Annotated in this window: 18 protein-coding genes and 2 pseudogenes; 7 read left to right on the forward strand and 13 right to left on the reverse strand. The window is 40.6% G+C overall.

What is annotated here, in order from left to right; all coding sequences use genetic code 11:
• Positions 1-78 precede the first annotated feature (78 nt).
• A complete protein-coding gene (locus tag BQ4443_RS00800; protein ID WP_071057756.1) occupies positions 79-3,819 on the forward strand; it encodes a YadA family autotransporter adhesin in 3,741 nt (1,246 codons plus the stop codon).
• A 204-nt stretch (positions 3,820-4,023) separates the two neighbouring features.
• Here the strand turns inward: BQ4443_RS00800 and sstT are convergent.
• Positions 4,024-4,557: pseudogene (gene sstT, locus BQ4443_RS00805) on the reverse strand (serine/threonine transporter SstT); the annotation flags it as partial.
• On the opposite strand from sstT, the pseudogene BQ4443_RS00810 reads away from it, so the two are divergent.
• Positions 4,544-5,554 (forward strand): annotated as a pseudogene (locus tag BQ4443_RS00810) (IS66 family transposase); the annotation flags it as partial. The pseudogenes sstT and BQ4443_RS00810 overlap by 14 nt on opposite strands.
• 69 nt (positions 5,555-5,623) lie before the next feature.
• Here the strand turns inward: BQ4443_RS00810 and BQ4443_RS00815 are convergent.
• Complete coding sequence (locus tag BQ4443_RS00815) at positions 5,624-6,100, reverse strand: cob(I)yrinic acid a,c-diamide adenosyltransferase (RefSeq protein ID WP_071057757.1); 477 nt, start codon at positions 6,098-6,100, stop codon at positions 5,624-5,626.
• A 130-nt stretch (positions 6,101-6,230) separates the two neighbouring features.
• On the reverse strand, positions 6,231-6,680 hold the full coding sequence (locus BQ4443_RS00820; protein ID WP_023952077.1) for a universal stress protein: 450 nt from the start codon (positions 6,678-6,680) through the stop codon (positions 6,231-6,233).
• 194 nt (positions 6,681-6,874) lie between these two features.
• Between BQ4443_RS00820 and BQ4443_RS00825 the strand changes: the two genes are divergently transcribed.
• A complete protein-coding gene (locus BQ4443_RS00825) occupies positions 6,875-7,168 on the forward strand; it encodes a copper-binding protein (RefSeq protein ID WP_071057758.1) in 294 nt (97 codons plus the stop codon).
• A gap of 136 nt (positions 7,169-7,304) precedes the next feature.
• Here the strand turns inward: BQ4443_RS00825 and BQ4443_RS00830 are convergent, their stop codons facing one another.
• The 9 genes from BQ4443_RS00830 to BQ4443_RS00870 form a co-directional block, all read right to left on the reverse strand.
• The gene (locus BQ4443_RS00830) at positions 7,305-8,588 is read right to left on the reverse strand and encodes a TRAP transporter large permease (RefSeq protein ID WP_023952084.1); all 1,284 of its coding nucleotides are present in this window, start codon (positions 8,586-8,588) and stop codon (positions 7,305-7,307) included.
• A gap of 4 nt (positions 8,589-8,592) precedes the next feature.
• Positions 8,593-9,219, reverse strand: a complete 627-nt coding sequence (locus tag BQ4443_RS00835) for a TRAP transporter small permease (protein ID WP_023952086.1) — start codon at positions 9,217-9,219, stop codon at positions 8,593-8,595.
• Between the two features lie 85 nt (positions 9,220-9,304).
• Positions 9,305-10,300: a TRAP transporter substrate-binding protein gene (locus BQ4443_RS00840; RefSeq protein WP_071057759.1), complete on the reverse strand. Its 996-nt coding sequence runs from the start codon at positions 10,298-10,300 to the stop codon at positions 9,305-9,307.
• Positions 10,301-10,442: 142 nt separating this feature from the next.
• Entirely contained in the window at positions 10,443-11,450 is a 1,008-nt protein-coding gene (locus tag BQ4443_RS00845; RefSeq protein ID WP_071057760.1) for a TRAP transporter substrate-binding protein, read from the reverse strand.
• Between the two features lie 215 nt (positions 11,451-11,665).
• The gene (gene hslU, locus BQ4443_RS00850; RefSeq protein WP_071057761.1) at positions 11,666-13,009 is read right to left on the reverse strand and encodes an ATP-dependent protease ATPase subunit HslU; all 1,344 of its coding nucleotides are present in this window, start codon (positions 13,007-13,009) and stop codon (positions 11,666-11,668) included.
• Between the two features lie 16 nt (positions 13,010-13,025).
• A complete protein-coding gene (gene hslV / locus BQ4443_RS00855) occupies positions 13,026-13,559 on the reverse strand; it encodes an ATP-dependent protease subunit HslV (protein WP_023952090.1) in 534 nt (177 codons plus the stop codon).
• A gap of 190 nt (positions 13,560-13,749) precedes the next feature.
• The gene (gene dksA / locus BQ4443_RS00860; RefSeq protein WP_071057762.1) at positions 13,750-14,196 is read right to left on the reverse strand and encodes an RNA polymerase-binding protein DksA; all 447 of its coding nucleotides are present in this window, start codon (positions 14,194-14,196) and stop codon (positions 13,750-13,752) included.
• A 50-nt stretch (positions 14,197-14,246) separates the two neighbouring features.
• A complete protein-coding gene (locus BQ4443_RS00865) occupies positions 14,247-15,347 on the reverse strand; it encodes a CobW family GTP-binding protein (protein ID WP_023952092.1) in 1,101 nt (366 codons plus the stop codon).
• Positions 15,348-15,534: 187 nt separating this feature from the next.
• Positions 15,535-16,026: a Fur family transcriptional regulator gene (locus BQ4443_RS00870; protein ID WP_023952094.1), complete on the reverse strand. Its 492-nt coding sequence runs from the start codon at positions 16,024-16,026 to the stop codon at positions 15,535-15,537.
• 80 nt (positions 16,027-16,106) lie between these two features.
• Here BQ4443_RS00870 and BQ4443_RS00875 point away from each other — a divergent pair, with 80 nt between their 5' ends.
• The 4 genes from BQ4443_RS00875 to BQ4443_RS00890 are packed head-to-tail and all read left to right on the forward strand — an operon-like array spanning position 16,107 to position 18,896.
• A complete protein-coding gene (locus BQ4443_RS00875; RefSeq protein ID WP_143000516.1) occupies positions 16,107-16,298 on the forward strand; it encodes a hypothetical protein in 192 nt (63 codons plus the stop codon).
• Positions 16,299-17,015 (forward strand): metal ABC transporter ATP-binding protein, encoded by a 717-nt coding sequence (locus BQ4443_RS00880; protein ID WP_023952098.1) that lies wholly within the window; start codon positions 16,299-16,301, stop codon positions 17,013-17,015. It abuts the gene before it with no gap.
• Position 17,016: 1 nt separating this feature from the next.
• Complete coding sequence (locus tag BQ4443_RS00885; RefSeq protein ID WP_023952100.1) at positions 17,017-17,871, forward strand: metal ABC transporter permease; 855 nt, start codon at positions 17,017-17,019, stop codon at positions 17,869-17,871.
• 2 nt (positions 17,872-17,873) lie between these two features.
• The gene (locus BQ4443_RS00890) at positions 17,874-18,896 is read left to right on the forward strand and encodes a metal ABC transporter solute-binding protein, Zn/Mn family (protein WP_071057763.1); all 1,023 of its coding nucleotides are present in this window, start codon (positions 17,874-17,876) and stop codon (positions 18,894-18,896) included.
• A 140-nt stretch (positions 18,897-19,036) separates the two neighbouring features.
• Here the strand turns inward: BQ4443_RS00890 and xerC are convergent, their stop codons facing one another.
• A complete protein-coding gene (xerC, locus tag BQ4443_RS00895; RefSeq protein WP_023952104.1) occupies positions 19,037-19,993 on the reverse strand; it encodes a tyrosine recombinase XerC in 957 nt (318 codons plus the stop codon).
• Between the last annotated feature and the right edge of the window lie 13 nt (positions 19,994-20,006).

Consider the following 20,006-nt stretch of genomic DNA (forward strand, 5'->3'; position numbering starts at 1 on the left):
CCCCCCCCCCCCCCCTTTAGGTATCCTGGTTTTAGTGGTAAAATCAAGCTTTGATTTATCATCACTAGGTACAGTTCAATGAAAGACAATATGAAAAGCTTACAAAATAAGGGTGCTAACCATGAGCGTTACTCTTTAGATAAGAGTAAGAAAAATTTTCAAGGCGTTGTAGTGGGTACTGCCTTGCTAATCGGGGGGGGGTTGACACTAAGTGCGCAGGCTAATAGCGTACCAGATGGTACGAATCCTGTTGTTAGGTACTATGCTTTATATAAGATGGGCCAATCTACATATCAACTGCGTGAAGTGATAAAAAAAGCAGACGGTACTTATGTTTTTATGAACGACCCTAATCTCCCCGTGCCTGAAAATCAAGTGATTGCAACTAATGAGCAGCATTATATTAGTATCAAGAGTCCTTGGGCGGGCGCTGGCGATGGTAATTATGATAATAAAGGTGCCAAAGGTGCTGGGGATATTGCTATCGGTGTGGGTGCTTATGCAGATTCCGTCTATAAAGAAGGTATAAGCACAGGTAGCACAATGGCCATCGGTTCTAATGCCAAAACAGACAAACCGAATAGTGTGGTCATTGGACACCGTGCACAGGATATGAAACTGACCCTAGCTGATGGCAGCAAACTGCCAAGTGCTGGGGGTTCTGTGGTGATAGGAGAAAGGGCTGGTGAAATAACGGAGGACTTTAGTAAGTTTGACGAACGGGCTAAAGAATATCAACAACATGGGGTGAAAGCTAAAAACGACCCATTTGAAAAGGGTTCTAGGGCTATAGAAACCCCCGGTGGTGGTCGTCCACTTGCTATTGAAGGGAATGTGTTTACCGGAAGAGAGGCGGGGATAAATGCCTTTACTACTCAGAGTGTGTTGGTTGGGGCAGGCTCAGGTACAAAGCTTTTTGGTTATTCCAATACCATGCTAGGTGCATTTAGCGCTACTAATCTGCGTGGCGACTATAATACAGGTGTTGGTTATTATGCGGCTGATAAATTAAAAGGTAATGACAATATTGCCCTTGGACGTCAGTCGGGGCGAGAATTGACTGGTGATTATAATCTATCGGGCGGTACAGAATCAGGGAGAGGATTAGAAGGTAATAATAATATTTCCCTTGGGCATTCCTCGGGGAAAGCTCTAGTTGGTAGTCATAACCTTTCTAGCGGTACAGCCGCGGGGCAAAACTCAAAAGGTGATTACAATATTTCGCTAGGATACGGCTCAGGAGTGGAGTTAGAAAAAAACTATAACGTATCCGTCGGCTATGCCTCAGGGAACAAGTTAAAGGGTGAGGCTAATGTGTCGAGCGGGGTGGCTTCTGGACTAGGTCTGAAGGGAGACCATAATATCTCAAGTGGTACAAACGCAGCACGTGACCTAAAAGGTAACAAAAATATTTCCTTCGGATACAGCTCGGGTAATGAATTAGTTGGTGATGGTAATATTTCGAGCGGAGAAGGTTCAGCACAAAAATTAAAAGGTAGCAATAATATTTCCCTTGGTAGGTTATCAGGGTCACTGTCGAATGGCAGCGATAATATTTCTCTAGGAAATAGAGCTGGATATAATTTTTCAGGCAGTAAAAATATTGTCATTGGTAATAACACTAATTCTTTCGAAAAAAGGCCACCTGATATGAGAAGACTACCTATCGAAGGAGCTATTGCTATCGGTAATGACTCAGAAGTGAGGGGCAAGAATTCGGCGTCTATTGGTAATGATAACGTGGTTCATCAAAATGTTGAAAACACCTTTGTGCTTGGTAGTAAGGTTCTGGCTGATGTCGAAAATTCCGTTTATTTGGGTCATCAAACCGTAGTTACGTATGGCGACGATATAGGAACAAAGAATTGGACAGAAGGTCCAGATGGTGTAGAGGGAAATACCACAACTGCTGGTAACACAGGTGAAGTAGACAAAGCTATATTTACAGTAAATGGTGAAGAGAAAGAGCAAGATTTCACTTTTGCTGGAGCGAAAGCTTCTGGGGCGGTGAGTGTTGGTTTTAGTGGCGGTGAGCGTCGACTCCAAAACCTAGCTGCCGGTGAGATTTCGGCTACTTCCACAGATGCTATTAACGGCAGCCAGCTATTTGCAGTTGCAAGTGAAGTCTACAAAGGTCTTAACTTTGATGCCAACACGGGTGGTGTTCAGACGTCTAAGCTAGGTTCTACCGTGACGATTAAAGGTGCTGATGCGAATACAGATGCGTCTAAGTTCGATGCGGGTCAGAACCTCATGACTTCTATTGAGAAGCAGGGTGAGGATAGCGTCGTTCGAATTGCCTTAGCGAAAGACTTGACGGGTTTAAATACCATTCAATTGGGTGGTGAGAAAGGGCCTGTGATTGGTGGTCGTGATGATGGTAAGACGCTAGTTTTAAATCCGGGTGATAACGGCACATTAGGTGCACCAGTGCAGATCACGAACGTGGCGAGTGGTTTGGGTGATAAAAAACTATCTGAGCTTGAAGAGGAAGAGTTAAAACCACTACTCAATAATGCGGTAAACGTCGCTGACCTTAAGCAGTCGGTTGATGGTGTGAGTACGGGCTTAGTAGACAAAGGTCTTAACTTTAATGCCGATAACGGTGGTTCTAAAACCTCTAAGCTAGGTTCTACCGTGGCGATTAAAGGTAAAGATCAGAATATTCAGACGGAGATTAGTCAGGAAGGTGGTAACACTAATATTAGTATTGCCTTAGCGAAAGATCTTGACATTAATAGTGTCAAAGCCGGCGAGACGTCACTGAATAACGATGGCCTAAGCGTCGGTGATAAGGTAAAAGTGAGCAACACAGGCATTACCGCCGGTGATGTAAGTCTAACCACCGAAGGCATTAATGCGGGTAATACGAAGATCACGAACGTGGCGGCTGGAAAGGCAGATACCGATGCGGTGAATGTTAGTCAGCTAAAAGCAGTTGAGGCTCAAGTGAAGGCATCGTCCACCAAGCTGGTTGCTGGTGATGGTGTGACTGTTGAGTCTAAACAGTTAGCGGATAAAAGCACGGAGTACACGGTTTCAGCCAAGACGGACGGTACAACCATGACGACAGTTGGTGGTGCCATCGCAGCGAAGACCACGACCTTTAACACCACGACAGATGGTACCGTGGGTACACCGGTTACGCCTGGTGCTTTAGTGACGGCGGATACAGTTCAGTCAGCGATTAATAGCACAGGCTTTAACGTGATAGGTGCCGGTAATAAAGCCGATCCAGGTGCCGAGTTTAGCAATCAGCTGGTGAAAGCAGGTAATACCGTGACCTTCGAGGCAGGTGATAACTTGACCTTGAAGCAAGAAGGCACGCAGTTTACCTTTGCCTTAGCCAAGGATGTTAGTTTTGATAGCATCAGTGTTGGTGATGTAAAAGTGACGAATACCGGCATTACAGTAGGTGACGTTAGCTTAAGCGCGGGAGGCATTAATGCGGGTGGCAAGCAGATCACAAACGTTGCGGCTGGAAAGGCAGATACCGACGCAGTAAATGTTAGCCAGTTAAAAGCGGCTGTCGGTGGTTTTAATAATGTAGTGAACCACCTAGGTAATGAAATTCACCGCGTGGATCGTGAGGCTCGCGCTGGTACCGCCTCTGCAGCAGCAATGGCGAACTTACCGCAAGCCTATCTACCTGGTAAGAGCATGTTTGCGATTGCCAGTGCTGGTCATCGTGGTGAGCATGGTTACGCCGCTGGGTTATCCACCATCTCCGATAACGGTAAGTGGATTATTAAGAGCTCTGTCTCTGGTAATACACGTGGTGATGTAACTTACGGCGCCGGCGTGGGTTATCAGTGGTAACTTGCCATTGAGGACCTGAATAAGCTGACTTCAAGCCATTACGCGGCCTTTGATGCTAGCAATGGCTTGATTTCAAACTGCTCAATCGTCCGCCCATGCGGTGGTATCAAAGCTTAAATAGTAAGGCACCGACGAGTCGGTGCCTTAATTCTTACAAGAAGCAATCGCTTTATATCGAGCGTAGCAATTAGCTAGGCACAATGTCTAAGCCTTGCGACGCTCAGCAATATCGGCAGCAGCGGTGAAAAGTACGTCGGTTGAAGAGTTTAAGCCCGTTTCAACCGAGTCTTGAATCACACTGATGGTGACACCAATAGCAATCACCTGTGCTGCGATTTCATTACTGACACCGAATAAGCTGCACGCCATTGGAATCAGCAGTAATGAGCCACCAGGAACGCCGGAGGCGCCACAAGCGGCAACCGTAGCCAGTAAGCTCAGTAAAAAGGCGGTCGCAATATCTACCTCAATACCTAGGGTATGCACAGCGGCTAGGGTTAAGACGGCGATGGTAATTGCTGCACCAGCCATATTAATGGTGGCACCTAAGGGGATGGATACGGAATAGGTTTCCTCACGTAAGCCAAGCTTTTTAGCTAAATCCATATTGACTGAGATATTGGCTGCAGAGCTGCGTGAGAAGAATGCCATTAAACCACTTTCAGCTAAACACTGCATCACCAATGGATAGGGATTTTGGCGGATTTTGAACCATACGATGAGCGGGTTGGCAACGACCGGACTGCTGGCGACAGTACTGATTATGAAGTATGCTGACCATCTGCCGTTGCACCGTCAAGAAGCCATCTTTGAGCGCAGCGGTGTACGCATTGCCCGTTCTACGCTGGCGGATTGGGTAGGCACCTGTGGCGCACAGTTACAACCGCTCGTTGATGCTTTACGCCAAGAGGTGCTCTCGCATTCGGTATTGCATGCCGATGAGACCCCCATCACTTACATGCACCATAAAAAGGGCAAAACGCAACGTGGTTATTTCTGGGTCTATGCCCCGGGTGCTTATGAGCAGATGAAAGCGGTGATTTATGACTTTAAGCCAGGTCGCTCAGGCGCTCATGCCCGCGAATTCTTAGGCGATTGGCGCGGTAGTCTGATGTGTGATGATTACGCCGGTTATAAAGCCCTCTTTGCCGATGAGCAAGTGATTGAGGGGGGATGTTGGGCGCATGCGCGTCGCAAATTCCACGATATTTACCAAGCCAACGGCAGCTCAGTGGCTGAACAGGCCTTACAACAAATCCAACGACTTTATCACTACGAGGCCGAGGCCAGGAACTTAAGTCCACCGGAGCGATTAGCTCATCGACAACGCCACATGGAGCCGGCACTTAAGCAATTAGAAAGGTGGTTGCGCAGTCAGTTTGAGCTGGTGCCGCCGAACTCGGCGATCGCCAAAGCCATTCGTTACAGCCTGAACAATTGGCTTGCCTTGACGCGCCTCTTGGAAGACGCTCAACTGCCGATGGATAATAATGCGGTAGAGAATTTGATTCGTCCACTCGCGATTGGTCGCAAGAATTGGCTCTTTGTAGGTTCAGAGAAAGCGGGTCGACGTGCGGCTGCGGTGATGTCGTTAATTCAATCGGCTAAGCTCAATGGCCATGACCCTTATGCTTACCTTAAGGATGTGTTGGAACGATTGCCGACACAGAAAGCGAAGGACATTGCTGAGCTTCTGCCTCATCGTTGGCAAGCGCCAAACGACACCAAGAATTAACACAATGCCCCGACAAAATCGGGGCATTGAACGTTTAAAAACGGAAGTCAATCGGAGTTCACCGGACGCTTACTTTAGTAGTTGTAGGCTGACATCACTAATGGGTTCTTGTTCATTTAATGCGACTAACTGTCGTTCAGCACGGCGCGTAACAGTGCGACATATATGGGCTTGATCACTTGCTGCGCAACCACCTGGTAAGATAAATTCCTTGAGCGCGGGTAAATTCTCTAAATAAACACTAATAAAACCCTCTATACGTTGAATATGTTGCATTGTTAAGGTGTTATAGCCTGGAATACAAACTTCAGCACCAGCATCGAATAAGCAATGTTGGACGTATTGTAATTCTGCCTGAATGGAAGAAGGGTGTTTTTCATTAAGAAAGGCACTAATGAGCAATCCTATCGTAGCATTAAGCTCATCGAGACAACCTAGACATTCAATACGGTGATGATTTTTTTTGATTCTTTGTCCATCACCTAAAGAAGTGGTACCTTGATCGCCAGATTTGGTGACAATTTGATCTAAACGGTTAGTCTGCATAGTAGAAATCTGATGATAGGATAAAAAAGACCAAGAAAAATGCTACTTGGTCTGATTTAAATATAATAAGAAGAGCAAAAAAGGTAACTCTTCTTGATCCTATTATTAAAAAGAAAAGGATAAGAAGTGATTATTTGCTTTGGGGAATAATCGTTACAGGACATATGCCAGAGTTGATAATGGCATAACTAACACTGCCTAATACACCACTGAACATAGGATTAGTACCACGGGAACCCATGACAATTAAATCAATAGGATCATCTGTTTCTCTACTTTTTTTAACTAAATCTACAATAACTTCTTTCGGGTCACCAATACCCATCTCCATACTTGTTTGTAAGCCAGAAGCATCTAATAGTGCTTTTACGCCCTCTGTGCATTCACCAAAAAGCTGCTGTTGATATTCTTCAATATCGTTTTTACTAAATAGCGCTTTAGAGTGAATAGTTCGAAAACTTGGTTGAATATTTACTACACGGATATGTGCTCCAGATAGCTTTCCATGGTTGATTGCCCATTCTAAGGCACGTTTGGCATTATTTGAGGCATCGTAGGGGACAAGATACGTAAAAGACATAAAGTATACTCCAGTTGAGAAATCTATCTATAGCTTTAATTCTAAAACAAATTACAATTTTGAACCACCTCAAAAAGGGTTGTAAGCAATAGAAATAATTGTTCTTAGAAAAAAAAGTATAATGGCTAGCTAACGGTATAATGAATAAATGCTTAGTAACAAGATAATGTTGAAAAGAGGTGAGGTTAGTTGTAATGAAAGTTCTTGGTAAATCTTTATTGGCAGGTTTGGTAGGGCTGTCGTTGACTGGGTCTGTATTTGCCCAAGAGGAAGCTTCATCATCTGGTGAAATTCGTAGAATTGATGAGGCAAAAGGTAAGATTGCTATCAAACATGGTGCAATTGCTGATTTTAAATTGCCTGCGATGACACTAGTGTATGAGATTGATAAAAGCCTATTGTCAACGGTAAAACCAGGTGATCAAGTGAAATTCAAAGCAATTCATGAGAATAATCATTATATTATCAAAGAGATTAAAGTGAAATAAGATATGTCTAACCTTTTTTTCAGTGGGTGCTAAGAGAGAAGGTTATACATTGTTGATTTGACTGCTTAGGTATAAAAAACCGAGATACTTTAAAAGTGTCTCGGTTTTTTGTGTTACTTATACTTGAATAAAGTGATTATTTTTGGCCTAACATATCAGGTAGTCCAAGCGAGATTTCAGGGACATAAGTGATAAGGATAAGGAAACCAAGCATAATCATTAGCCAAGGAGTGGCGGCTTTAATAACTTTGGTGACTGGAAGTTTGGTAATTGCTGAAGAAACGAATAAATTCAACCCTACAGGTGGTGTAATCAAGCCAATTTCCATATTTACAACCATAATGATACCTAAATGGATAGGATCAATACCTAAGTGCATAGCGATAGGGAATAAAATAGGTACAAGAATTAAGATAATGGCAGATGGCTCCATAAACGCACCAGCCACTAATAACACCAAGTTAACAATGATTAGGAATTGCCATGGTGCTAAGTTCATCTCCGCTACAATCGCTGTTAGTTGCTGAGGAATTTGTTCAGTAGTGAGTACATGAGCAAATAGCATAGCATTGGCAATAATAAACATCAGCATAACGCTTAATTTACCAGCTTCTAGTAATACTTTAGGGCATTCTTTGAGGGAAATGTCTTTATAAATGAATACAGCGACAAAAAATGAATAAGCAGCTGCTACTGCGGCGGCTTCTGTTGCTGTAAAGGCTCCTGAATAAATACCGCCGAGGATGATTACCATTAGGATTAATCCCCATAGTGCTTCACGGGCAGCTTTAAACCACTCTTTAACTGTAGCGCGTGGTAAAGCAGGTAAATTTTTCATACGAGCAACAACATAAATCGCTACCATAAGAATAACGCCTAATAAAACGCCAGGCACAACGCCAGCCATAAATAAGCGACCTACGGACTGTTCTGTTGCTGCCGCATAAACAACCATTACTACTGACGGTGGAATTAGAATACCTAATGTACCTGCATTGGTAATAATACCTGTACCAAATTCGATCGGATAGCCAGAACGAACCATACCAGCAATAGCAATAGATCCAACAGCTGCTACAGTTGCTGGACTTGAACCAGATAGTGCAGCAAAAAGCATACATGACAATACTGAAGCGATAGCTAAGCCTCCACGAATATGTCCAACAGTTGCATTAGCAAAGTCAATAAGACGTTTGGCAACACCGCCAGTGGTCATAAAAGCACCAGCGAGTAGGAAAAATGGAATCGCTAAGAGGGTATAATGTTCAGAGGTTTCAAAAATTTTAACAGCAACAGAACTTAAAGAATCATTACTGAAAAAGATAATAACCAATGATCCTGCTAAACCAAGTGATACGGCAATAGGCACGCCTATAAGCATAAAGAGGAATAGGGCACCAAATAATAAAATAATAGACATTGTGTTATTCCTTATGTTCTTCGTTTAGTTTGAGGGCGTCACTAGCTTCGTCTGCTAATCCTAAATCTGTTTGTTGACCACGGAATAGACGAATCAGAATTTCGATAAAACGGAAAAAGATAAGTGTATAACCGATAGGGATAATTAAACCAATTTCCCATACTTTGATATTAAAAGTATTTAAATCTTCAGCGCCTACGTCAGCAACAAACATAGCCTGAATCCATTCAAGACTGGCGTAAGCAATGAGCGCAGCATAAAACAGGCATAGTAAACAAGCAATAATGCTAATATTGCGTTGTCCTGTTTTAGAGAATTTTTTAACGAGTACATCAATCCCAATATGACCCGCTGTACGCACCCCATAAGAGGCACCTAAGAAAATTAACATACCAAAAAATAATTTGGTCAGTGCAACACTCCATGTCATCTCCATAGCCATCGTCATGATAAAGATGCCAATGGGTTCAAGAATGGATTTGAGAGATTCAAAATAATCTGCTAAATCCAGAAATGGCTGGTACAGATTGTTGAGAACAACATAGATAAATGTTACAAGTGTCATAAGAGATAAGGAAAGAATGATAAGAATCTCTTCTAACTTATCCCAGAATTTGGACAGCAGTTTCATGGGTAATGCCTTTGAAAAGTTAAAAAGGGTAATAGTCAGCATAAAGCATGCTATTACCCCCTAATCTTATTTAATTATAGAATAATTATTTATTTGCTTCTTCGGCTGCAGAAATCAAATCAGCACCGATTTGATTTTCAAATTTTTTCCAGACTGGACGCATAGCATCACGCCATTTAGCACGCTCTTCGTCAGTTAGGGTAATAATTTCAGTTGTGCCTGCAGCAACAATTTTCTCTTTGTCTTTTAGGTTCAACTCATGAGAAACTTTGTTTACTTCAACAGTTACTTCATCTAAAGATTCTTGTAGACCTTTGCGAATGTCTTCAGGTAAACCTTCCCAGAATTTCGTATTTACGATAACCATGTAAGACAATAAACCGTGATTAGATTCGGTAATGTATTTTTGTACTTCGTGAATTTTTTGAGAGTAAATGTTTGAGTATGGGTTCTCAGCACCATTTACAACACCAGTTTGAAGACCTTGGTACATCTCAGCAAAAGCCATTTTACGTGGTACAGCTAAGATTTGTTTAAATTGAGCATCTAACACTTCAGAGTTTTGTACACGGAATTTTTGACCACGAGCATCCTCAGGTACACGTAATGCTTTGTTAGCAGACAATTGTTTTAGGTCATTGTTCCAGTAAGCTAAACCAGTAATACCTTTGTTAGTCATGCTATTTAATAGCTCTTTACCTTTTGCACTAACTTGGAATTTTTGAACGGCATTAATATCGTTAAATAAGAAAGGCAAATCGAAAAGTTGGACTTTGGGTGTGAACTTATCAAATTTAGCTAAAGATGGTGCTAACATTTGCACGTTACCAGTTAAAAGCGCTTCCATCTCTTTGCCATCACCGTATAAAGATGAGTTTGGATACACTTCAACAGTTACGCGACCAGGGAATTTCGCTTCTACTTTTTCTTTAAACATTTGAGCGCCTTGACCTTTTGGTGTCTCAGCGGCAACCACGTGAGAAAATTTGATAACGATTGGTGCGTCTGCTGCTAGTGCTTGGCTAGAGGCTAATGCACCTAAAACGGCAGCTGAAAGCATTTTTAACATAGTGCTTTTCATGGCATAAATCTCCAAAAAAGAAAAATAAACTTACAAAATAGAATAAATTTATAATAGTCTAAAAACCCGATTAATAGGGAGTCCTTACTCTCAATATAGGGTAATTACCTATATTGAGAATGGGGCAGAAGCGAATAATAGTTTAGTTTTGGTTAGACTGAATTGCCGCATCAATCAAATCTTTACCAATTTGATTTTCAAATTTTTTCCATACAGGAGACATCGCTTTTTTCCATTGATCTCTTTGATCTTTAGTGAGCTCAATAATTTCAGTAGTTTTAGCATCAAGAATACGTTGTTTATCACGAAGATTATCTTCTAGAGCTAATTTATTTACTTCAGTCGTTACTTTATCTAATACTTCCGTTAGACCTGTTTGAATGTCTTTGGGAAGTTTATTCCAGAAATCTGTATTGACAATTACCATGTAAGCAATCAAGCCATGATTACTTTCAGTTAGGTATTTTTGTACCTCATGCATTTTTTGCGAGTAAATATTTGAATAGGTATTTTCTGTACCGTTTACTGTACCTGTTTGTAAGGCTTGATAAACTTCAGCAAAAGACATTTTGCGAGGGATAGCCAATAACTGCTTAAATTGTGCATCTAGTACTTCAGAGTTTTGTACACGGAATTTTTGACCACGAGCATCTGTTGGTAATACTAATGGTTTGTTAGCAGTTAACTGTTTTAAGTCATTATTCCAATAGGCCAAACCAGTAATACCTTTATCAGCCATACTATTTAGTAGAGATTTGCCAGCATTACTTTTTGTAAAGCGTTCAACGGCATGAAGGTCATCAAATAAAAAAGGTAAATCGAATAATTGGATTTTTGGTGTGTATTTATCAAATTTAGCTAAAGATGGTGCTAGCATTTGTACATTACCAGTTAGCAGTGCTTCCATCTCTTTACCGTCACCATATAAAGATGAGTTAGGATATACTTCAACAACTACCCGTCCAGGAAACTTTTCTTCTGCATATTTTTTAAAAAGTAAGGCTCCTCTGCCTTTAGGGGTATCATCAGCCACTACATGTGAAAATTTAATAGTGATAGGTGCTGTGGTTTGTGCTTGAACTTGAGTCAATGCCGTTGTAGCTAGCACGCTAATTGCTAGTAAGTTTTTTATAAATTTAGATATAAGCATATAGTTATCTCCTGTTTTTTTAATAAATATTGAGTGTATGAGAAAACTAATAAGCTGTGTTTTGGACTTTTAAAAGAAGGTTTTTTAAAAATTAAAAGCCTAGGATATTCCCTAATAATCAATGAATTAGCTTTATTAAATTAAGTAAAAAATAAGCGAGTAAGTTAATCATAGTTACTTACTCGCTTTCAAGTTAATGCAAATTTATCAAATCGTTATAAAACATATCTTGATAAGTCTTGGCTACTTGCTGCTTCTTCTAATTTACTATCTACGTAGGCTGAGTCAATAATAACTGTAGTGCCATCTTGAACAGAGGTGGCATCGAATGATAAGTCTTCAAGGAGTTTTTCCATCACTGTATATAAACGACGTGCTCCGATATTTTCTGTTCTCTCATTTACATCAAAGGCTAAGTCAGCTAAACGTTTTAACCCCTCAGCAGTAAACTCTAATTTAACCCCTTCTGTTTCCATAAGCGCGGTATATTGTTTGGTGAGTGACGCATCTGTTTCATTTAAAATACGCACAAAATCTTCAGAGCTTAACGAATCAAGCTCAACGCGAATAGGAAAACGACCTTGTAATTCTGGAATCAGATCCGAAGGACGCGATAAGTGGAAAGCACCAGAGGCAATAAACAAAATATGGTCAGTTTTAATCATGCCGTATTTAGTATTAACCGTTGTACCTTCTACTAAAGGCAAGAGGTCGCGTTGAACGCCTTGGCGAGATACATCGGCACTGCCTCCGTCAGAGCGGTTAGCGATTTTGTCGACTTCATCTAGGAATACGATGCCGTTTTGTTCTGCATTACGAATAGCGGTATTGCGAATTTCTTCTTCGTTAACACGTTTTGCTGCTTCTTCCTCTGTTAAGAGTTTAAAGGCATTTTCAATCGTCATTTTCTTAGGTTTAGTTTTGTCCTTACCCATATTGGAGAACATGCCACGTAGCTGCTCACCTAAGTCTTCCATGCCTGCAATACCCATACCAACGATTTCCATTTGCGGTGTAGGAGGAGCTACTTCAATTTCGATCTCCATGTCATTAATGGTACCTTCACGTAGTTTCTTGCGGAAAGTTTGGCGTGCTGTATTTTCTTCACGGATTGGTTGTCCATGAGCATCACGAGCAGGTGTAACTAGGATATCTAGTATACGATCTTCAGCAGCATCTTCTGCTTGAGTACGTACACGACGCATTTCTAATTCGCGAGTCTGTTTTACAGAGATATCGACCAAATCTCTAATAATGGTATCAACATCTCTACCGACATAACCGACTTCGGTGAATTTGGTTGCTTCTACTTTAATAAAAGGGGCATTCGCTAATTTTGCTAAACGGCGTGCAATTTCTGTTTTACCCACACCAGTCGGACCAATCATTAAAATGTTTTTAGGATGAATTTCATGGCGCAAAGGCTCTGCTACTTGTTGGCGACGCCAGCGATTTCTGAGAGCAACGGCGACAGATTTTTTAGCTTTGTGTTGCCCAACAATGTGCTTATCTAACTCAGAAACGATTTCTTTTGGTGTCATAATGCTTAAGTCACTCATTTTTATTCCTTCTGTATTAGAGTTTTTCAATAATATGATTTTGGTTTGTATAGATACATAGATCACCAGCAATTTCTAACGATTTTTTTACGATTTCGTCTGGTGAAAGATTAGTATTATGCAAAAGAGCTTGGGCTGCTGATTGTGCATAGGCACCACCAGAGCCAATTGCGGCAATACCATGCTCAGGTTCTAGTACATCACCATTACCTGTTAGTACAAGTGTGTGCTCTTTATCCGCTACGATGAGCATTGCTTCAAGACGGCGTAATACTCTATCTGTACGCCAATCACGAGTTAACTCAACAGCTGCACGTAATAAATGTCCTTGGTGCTTTTCAAGTTTTGCCTCAAAACGTTCTTGTAAAGTGAAGGCATCTGCTGTAGCGCCAGCAAAACCAGCGAGAACCTTATCATGATATAGGCGTCGAATCTTGCGAGCTGTACCTTTAATAACGATATTGCCTAGTGTGACTTGTCCGTCACCCCCGATAGCGACTTCATCACCGCGACGAACGCAGACAATGGTAGTTGCGTGAAATTGTTCCATTTGCTTTCCTTAAATAAAGTGGAAAAGATTTTGTCTAAGTGGGGGATGGTTATCATTTTTCAAGTGCTGGTAAGAAAGACTACCTGTCAAAATCGTAAAGAAGGTGAAATAAAAAAGGCCACCGTGAGGATGACCTTATGTGTACTACAAACAGTTTTATAAAACGTTTGCTAATTTATGAAAAAGGCGTTTAATCACCGTAAAGCTTTTGACGTTTTTCGCGACGCTCTTGTGCTTCTAGTGATAGTGTAGCTGTTGGGCGAGCAAGTAAACGGCCTATGCCTATAGGCTCACCTGTTTCTTCACACCAGCCATATTCTTTCGATTCAATCAGTTGCAAAGAATGCTGAACTTTTTTCAGTAGTTTACGTTCACGATCACGCGTTCTTAACTCTAAAGCGTGCTCTTCTTCAATAGTAGCGCGATCGGCTGGATCAGGAACAAACTGAGTCTCTCTAAGGTTTTCTGTGGTTTTATCCGCCTTATTGAGAATATCATGCTCCAACATTTTTAAGCGATTTTTGAAAAAGGCAAGTTGAGCATCATTCATGTAGTCAGATTCAGGCATGGCTAAGATTTGTTCTTCGCTTAATAATGGCTCTTCTGTAGTGGTTGTCTTTTTTACTGATTTGGCCATGTTATTAGCCTCCTAAAATATTGAAACAGATTAAAAAGAAAAAAGTGATTTTAGGCGAGACATTGAGTCAAGCCTTGCTTGAAAATTTCTTGTGGTAATTTTCTGCCGATAAACACAATTTTGTTATGTTTTTTCTCATTGCTACCCCAAGGTTTACCTGGGTTGGTGCCTAAAATCATGTGTACCCCTTGCAGTAAATAACGTACTGGAGCACCTTTTATATAAAGAATGCCTTTGTAACGGTATAAATCAGGGCCATACACTTGGACTAAACCACTTAAAAAATCATCTAGTTTAATGGGGTCAAATGGTTTATCCGAGGTAAATAAGAAAGCACCAATTTCATCATCATGGTGCGCATGGTGATGGTCATGGTGGTGACAATGTTCATCACACTCATGGTCATGCTTGTGGTCATGATGGCAATGCTCGTCACACTCATGGTCATGATGATGGTGGTGGTGATGTTCATGGTCGTGGTGATTATCTTCTTTGAGAAATTCTGGGTCAATGTCAAGGACGGCATTGAGATTGAAGCCAGAAATATCAATAATGCTATTTAAATCTACTTCTCCAAAATTAACAGGTGTAATTTTGGCTCGTGGATTCATATGGACTAGGCGCTTATAAAGAGCTTTGTGTTCTTCCTCACTGACTAAGTCAAGTTTTGATAGTAGAATACGATCGGCAAAACCTACTTGTTGTTGTGCTTCTGGTTGGGTATCAAGTGTTTCCATACCATGTTTGGCATCAACAACAGTGATTACCGCATCCAACATATAGTAGCTAGCGACTTCTTCATCAATAAAAAATGTTTGGCAAACTGGTCCAGGATTGGCTACGCCAGTTGTTTCAATCATTACGCGCTCAAAAGAAAGCTCGCCTTTTTCACGTCGTTCTTTTAAGTCTAGTAATGTACGCTGTAAATCTCCACGTACGGTACAACATACGCAGCCATTGTTTAACTCAATGATTTCTTCTTCTGAGTCTTGAACCAACAGTTCGTTATCAATACTTTCGGGCCCAAACTCGTTTTCAATGACAGCAATGCGACGACCATGAAATTCAGTCAGAATACGTTTTAAAAGGGTTGTCTTTCCAGAACCCAAAAAACCAGTCAAAACAGTGACAGGAACCATTTTATTGCTCATTTTATTTCCTAGTGCAGGTAAAAATGCTATCAAGCCAGACAGCATAACATGTCAATACTACATGTATATGACATCATAGGTTTTAGCATAGTTTTCAAAATATCGCACCTAAATATGGGCAAAATGAAAAATAACAAGGCTGAAAGTGCAAAAAATGTATTTTCTGTGCTCAATAAGGGAAACTTGTCTATAAATTTTTGGATAAATGATTTTTTTTACAATTTGAACAAGTGGCTCGAATTTCTGTTTCGTGAGTATTAGGGCTAAAGCCAACATCATTTAAAAGAGCATTTAGCTTTTTACTAATATCAGGGGCGCTGATTTCTTTTACGGCACCACATTCGGTACAAACGGCGAGCAAGTCGTGGTGATGTTCGTGGCCTTCGTGATCCTGATGAATATGTTGACAAGCAGTCCAGCCATTAATAGCATCAAGCCTATGAATAAACCCTTCTTCGGCTAAAAAATCTAAGGCACGATAAACCGTAGCAGGCTTAGCGTTAGGCATGATAGCCTGAATTTTGCTGAGTAATTCGTAAGCTTTTAGGCTACGACCATCTTGGAGCATTAGCGCAAGAACTTGGGCTCTAATAGGTGTTAAGCGTTTTCCCCTTGCGTCACAAAGTGCTGCGGCTTCTGACAGGCTTTTTTGTACTGATTGTGGTGATAAGCTTTGCATTTACGACCCTAAAATGTAATGTTATATTATAACATTATGCTATAATGCATGAAAATAAAACGAATAGTTGATGATTATCTATGAATTTTACAATGAAAACGAGTGCTTATGGCGATTCCTTGGATGCTCAAGCGGAGGTAGTGAGTCCGACTGACTTATCCAAGTGTTCAAGTACTATATGGCTGCAGTCAGCCTATTCTAGAGTATTTCCTTTAAGCTTGTTAATTGCTTTATTATGGCTATTGGTGGCTAATGTTTTAGGTTGGATTTAAATGTTTGCCATTAGGGTGTCTGATTTGTCGGTCGGTCAACGAGACAACTCTCAAAATGAAATTTTAAAAAAAATAAATGGACAATTTGAAAAAGGTTCGATGACGGCAATACTTGGCCCTAATGGAGCTGGTAAGTCAACATTAATTAAAGCTATCACAGGGGTTATTCAGCCATCATCAGGCAGTATAGAAATTGCGCCAGATTTAACGTCAGGTATTGGATTACTTCCCCAAAAAAATGAAATTGATCATGCATTTCCCATTACTGTTTTTGACTTAGTGGCTATGGGAGCATGGAAGCGTGTCGGTGCCTTTAGAGCATATTCTTCCCAAGAAAGAGACTATATTCATCAGGCATTAACGTCAGTTGGTCTTCAACATAATGCTAATCAGTTAATAGGCACCTTGTCGGGAGGACAATTTCAGCGTGCTTTATTTGCTCGGTTGATTGTTCGACGCCCTGATGTTTATATTTTAGATGAGCCATTTACAGCGATAGATGAGCATACTAGTGCAGAGTTGATGCAAATTATGTTGGATTGGCATGCGACAGGCAAAACGGTTATTGTGGTTCTACATGATGTTGAGTTAGCAAGACAAGTTTTCCCTCAAACCCTACTATTAGCACGTGAAGTGGTTGCATGGGGGGAGACACAGTCAATATTGACTGAAGATAATTTGCAAAAAGCTCGACGGTTAGCATTACAGGGGTTCTAAGATGTATGAAATTTTTTTAGCCCCTTTTGTTGATTTTAGTTTTATGGCGAGAGGGTTGTTTGGTGGTGTCTTTCTCGCCTTATCTACTAGTTCATTAGGCGTTTTTTTAGTGCTTAGAAGAATGAGTTTAGTCGCGGATTCGATGTCTCATGCTATTTTGCCTGGCGTTGCACTAGGCTTTCTTTTTGCTGGCATGTCGATGATGGCAATGTTTATAGGTGGTTTAGTGACTGGGCTTATTGTGGCGATAGCTGCTGGCGTTATTGCTAGGTTAACTATGCTTAAAGAAGATACGAGCTTTGCGGCTTTGTACCTTATTTCTTTAGGACTTGGGGTAGTCATTGTCTCTGCTCGTGGAACCAATATGGATTTATTGCATGTGCTGTTTGGGTCAGTACTGACATTAGATGATACAGCCTTATTACTTATTATGATTATTAGTAGCGTATCTTTGCTTGTGCTTGCATTAGTTTATCGACCACTAATTATGGATTGTTTGGATCCTACCTTCTTTAAAGTAGATGGTGGAAAAGGCAAAACGCATATTGTGTTTTTATTGTTATTAGTCATGAATTTATTGTCGGGATTTCAGGTCTTAGGTACGTTAATGGTAGTGGGGATGATGCTTCTACCTGCGATTGCGGCTAAGTTTATTGGAAGAACCTTAGAACAACAAATTTTTACTTCAGTGTTGATAGGCATTTGTAGTGTATATGTTGGAATGGTAATTTCCTTTCATATTAGCCTTCCAACATCGGCTTGTATTATTCTGACTGCCGGCATTATTTATCTGCTGGCGTTAAGTTTTGGCCCACAAGGTGGGTTATTAAAGCATAAGCTAAATAGGAGAAAATAAAGATGAAGTTATTTTTGGCATTGGCATTAGGTATAAGTGTGGGTACATTCGCTCACGCAGAAAATATTAAAGTAGCGACGAGTTTTTCTATTATTGAAGACATGGTTAAAAATGTTGGTGGTGATAAGGTTGAAGTGATTAATCTTGTCGGTACTGATGCAGATATGCACCAATATGAAATGCGTCCAGAGGATATTAAACGTTTTGCCTCTCATGGTGATATTAAAGCTTTTTTTGTAAATGGCTTAGAGTTAGATTCTTGGGCTAATAATTTAGCGATGGCGGCTGATTTTTCTGGTAAGTTAGTGGCTGTATCAGATGGTATCAAGGCTCGTAAGCTCCAAGAAGAAATAATAGGTGAGGAAAGTAAAAAAGAAGAGCATGAACATGAACACGATGATGATCATCAACATGCCAAAGAGCATGCTACACATGATCATAAGGATCATGATCACGAGCATGAAGGACATGAGCATGGACATGAAGGCCATCACCATCATGGAAATATTGATCCCCACGCATGGCAAAGTTTAGAAAATGCGGTAGTGTATGTAGATAATATTGAAAAAACATTAAGTGAAGTAGATAAGGCAAATGCAACTTTTTATGCAGAGAATGCCAAAGCGTATAAAGCTAAACTAACAACCTTGAATGAAGAATTAAAAAAAGCATTTGCAGCCTTACCAGCTAATCACCGTTATTTAGTGACATCACATGAAGCATTAGGTTATTTTGCGGATGCTTATGGTTTGACAGTCTTAACTCCTTTAGGTGTTGCATCGGAGTCGGAACCATCAGCAAAAGATATAGCGAATGTCATTAAAGAAATTCGTGCGAAAAATATCCCCGCAGTATTCTTGGAAAATGTCAAAAATCCTAAATTGCTAGAGCAAATTTCACGTGAAACAGGTGCAAAAATTGGAGGCACTTTATACACAGACGCCTTAGCGAAAAGTGGGGAAGGTAGTACATATTTTGGCATGATGCAATCTAATGCACAAAAGATTTTAGAGGGCTTGAAATAATATAAGAACATGCTTTCTCAAGTAAGAGAGGCATTCGATAAATTATATTCATTAGAAAACCTGCGCGTCAAAATTAACTTATGGCTTGGATATTTTAGTAGGCAAAGCTAAAAAATAGGTTTTGTTTTTTTTACCAAGACCTATTTTTTTAGTTTGGCTCTAGGGTGAGTTTGATCATACACCTTAGCTAAATGCTGGAAGTCTAGCTTAGTGTAAATTTGAGTCGTAGAAATATTTGCATGCCCCAATAATTCTTGTACAGCTCGTAAGTCTTGAGAGGATTGTAATAAATGACTGGCAAAGCTGTGGCGTAAGACATGGGGATGTATATTAGCAGGAATATTACTTTTTATACCTAGTTTTTTGAGTTGTAGTTGAATCACTCGAGGCGTAATTCGTGCACCTCGCTCGCCCAAGAAGAGGGCGTAAGCATCTTTCTCAGAAGTATTTGGCTTTAATAATAAGGGGCGTTTGGTAAGCCAGAACTCAATGGCTTGGACGGCTTTCTCACCGAGAGGAAGAATACGCGTTTTTTTGCCTTTACCAATAACAGTGACTTCTCGTTCTTTTAAATCTAGCCAGCCTTGTGATTCATAATGACCTGATTGATGAAATTGAATATCAATATTAATCAATTCAGATAGACGTAAGCCACTCGAATAAAACAACTCAAAAATAGCTTGATCGCGTGCTGCAATGACTTCGTTGCCTGTGATGGCTTCACCAGTATCTAGCAAAGTTTTGGTTTGGTCAGTACTCAGTGCTTTTGGTAGGCTGCGAGCAATTTTAGGTGCTTTGATATCCAAGGTTGGGTTAATAGCAAGATGTGCTTGCAAACAATACCATTTATAAAAACTACGCCAGGTCGATAATAGTCGTGCTAATGATCGGGGACTATAGTCTTGAGAGTGTAATCTAGCAATAGCAGATCTAATTTGAGTAGGTGAAATTTGTAGCAGTGAATGCTGAGGGTACAGCTCTACTAATTGAGCCATATCACGTTCATAAGCAGAAAGTGTATGAGAGGAATAGCGCCTTTCTTTTGAAAGATAGTTAAGCCATTCATTGATAGCTGTAGAGCTGTCCTCAATATTCATCATTGCCTCAAGT

The organism is Pelistega sp. MC2, assembly GCF_900099475.1.
Taxonomy (GTDB): domain Bacteria; phylum Pseudomonadota; class Gammaproteobacteria; order Burkholderiales; family Burkholderiaceae_B; genus Taylorella; species Taylorella indica.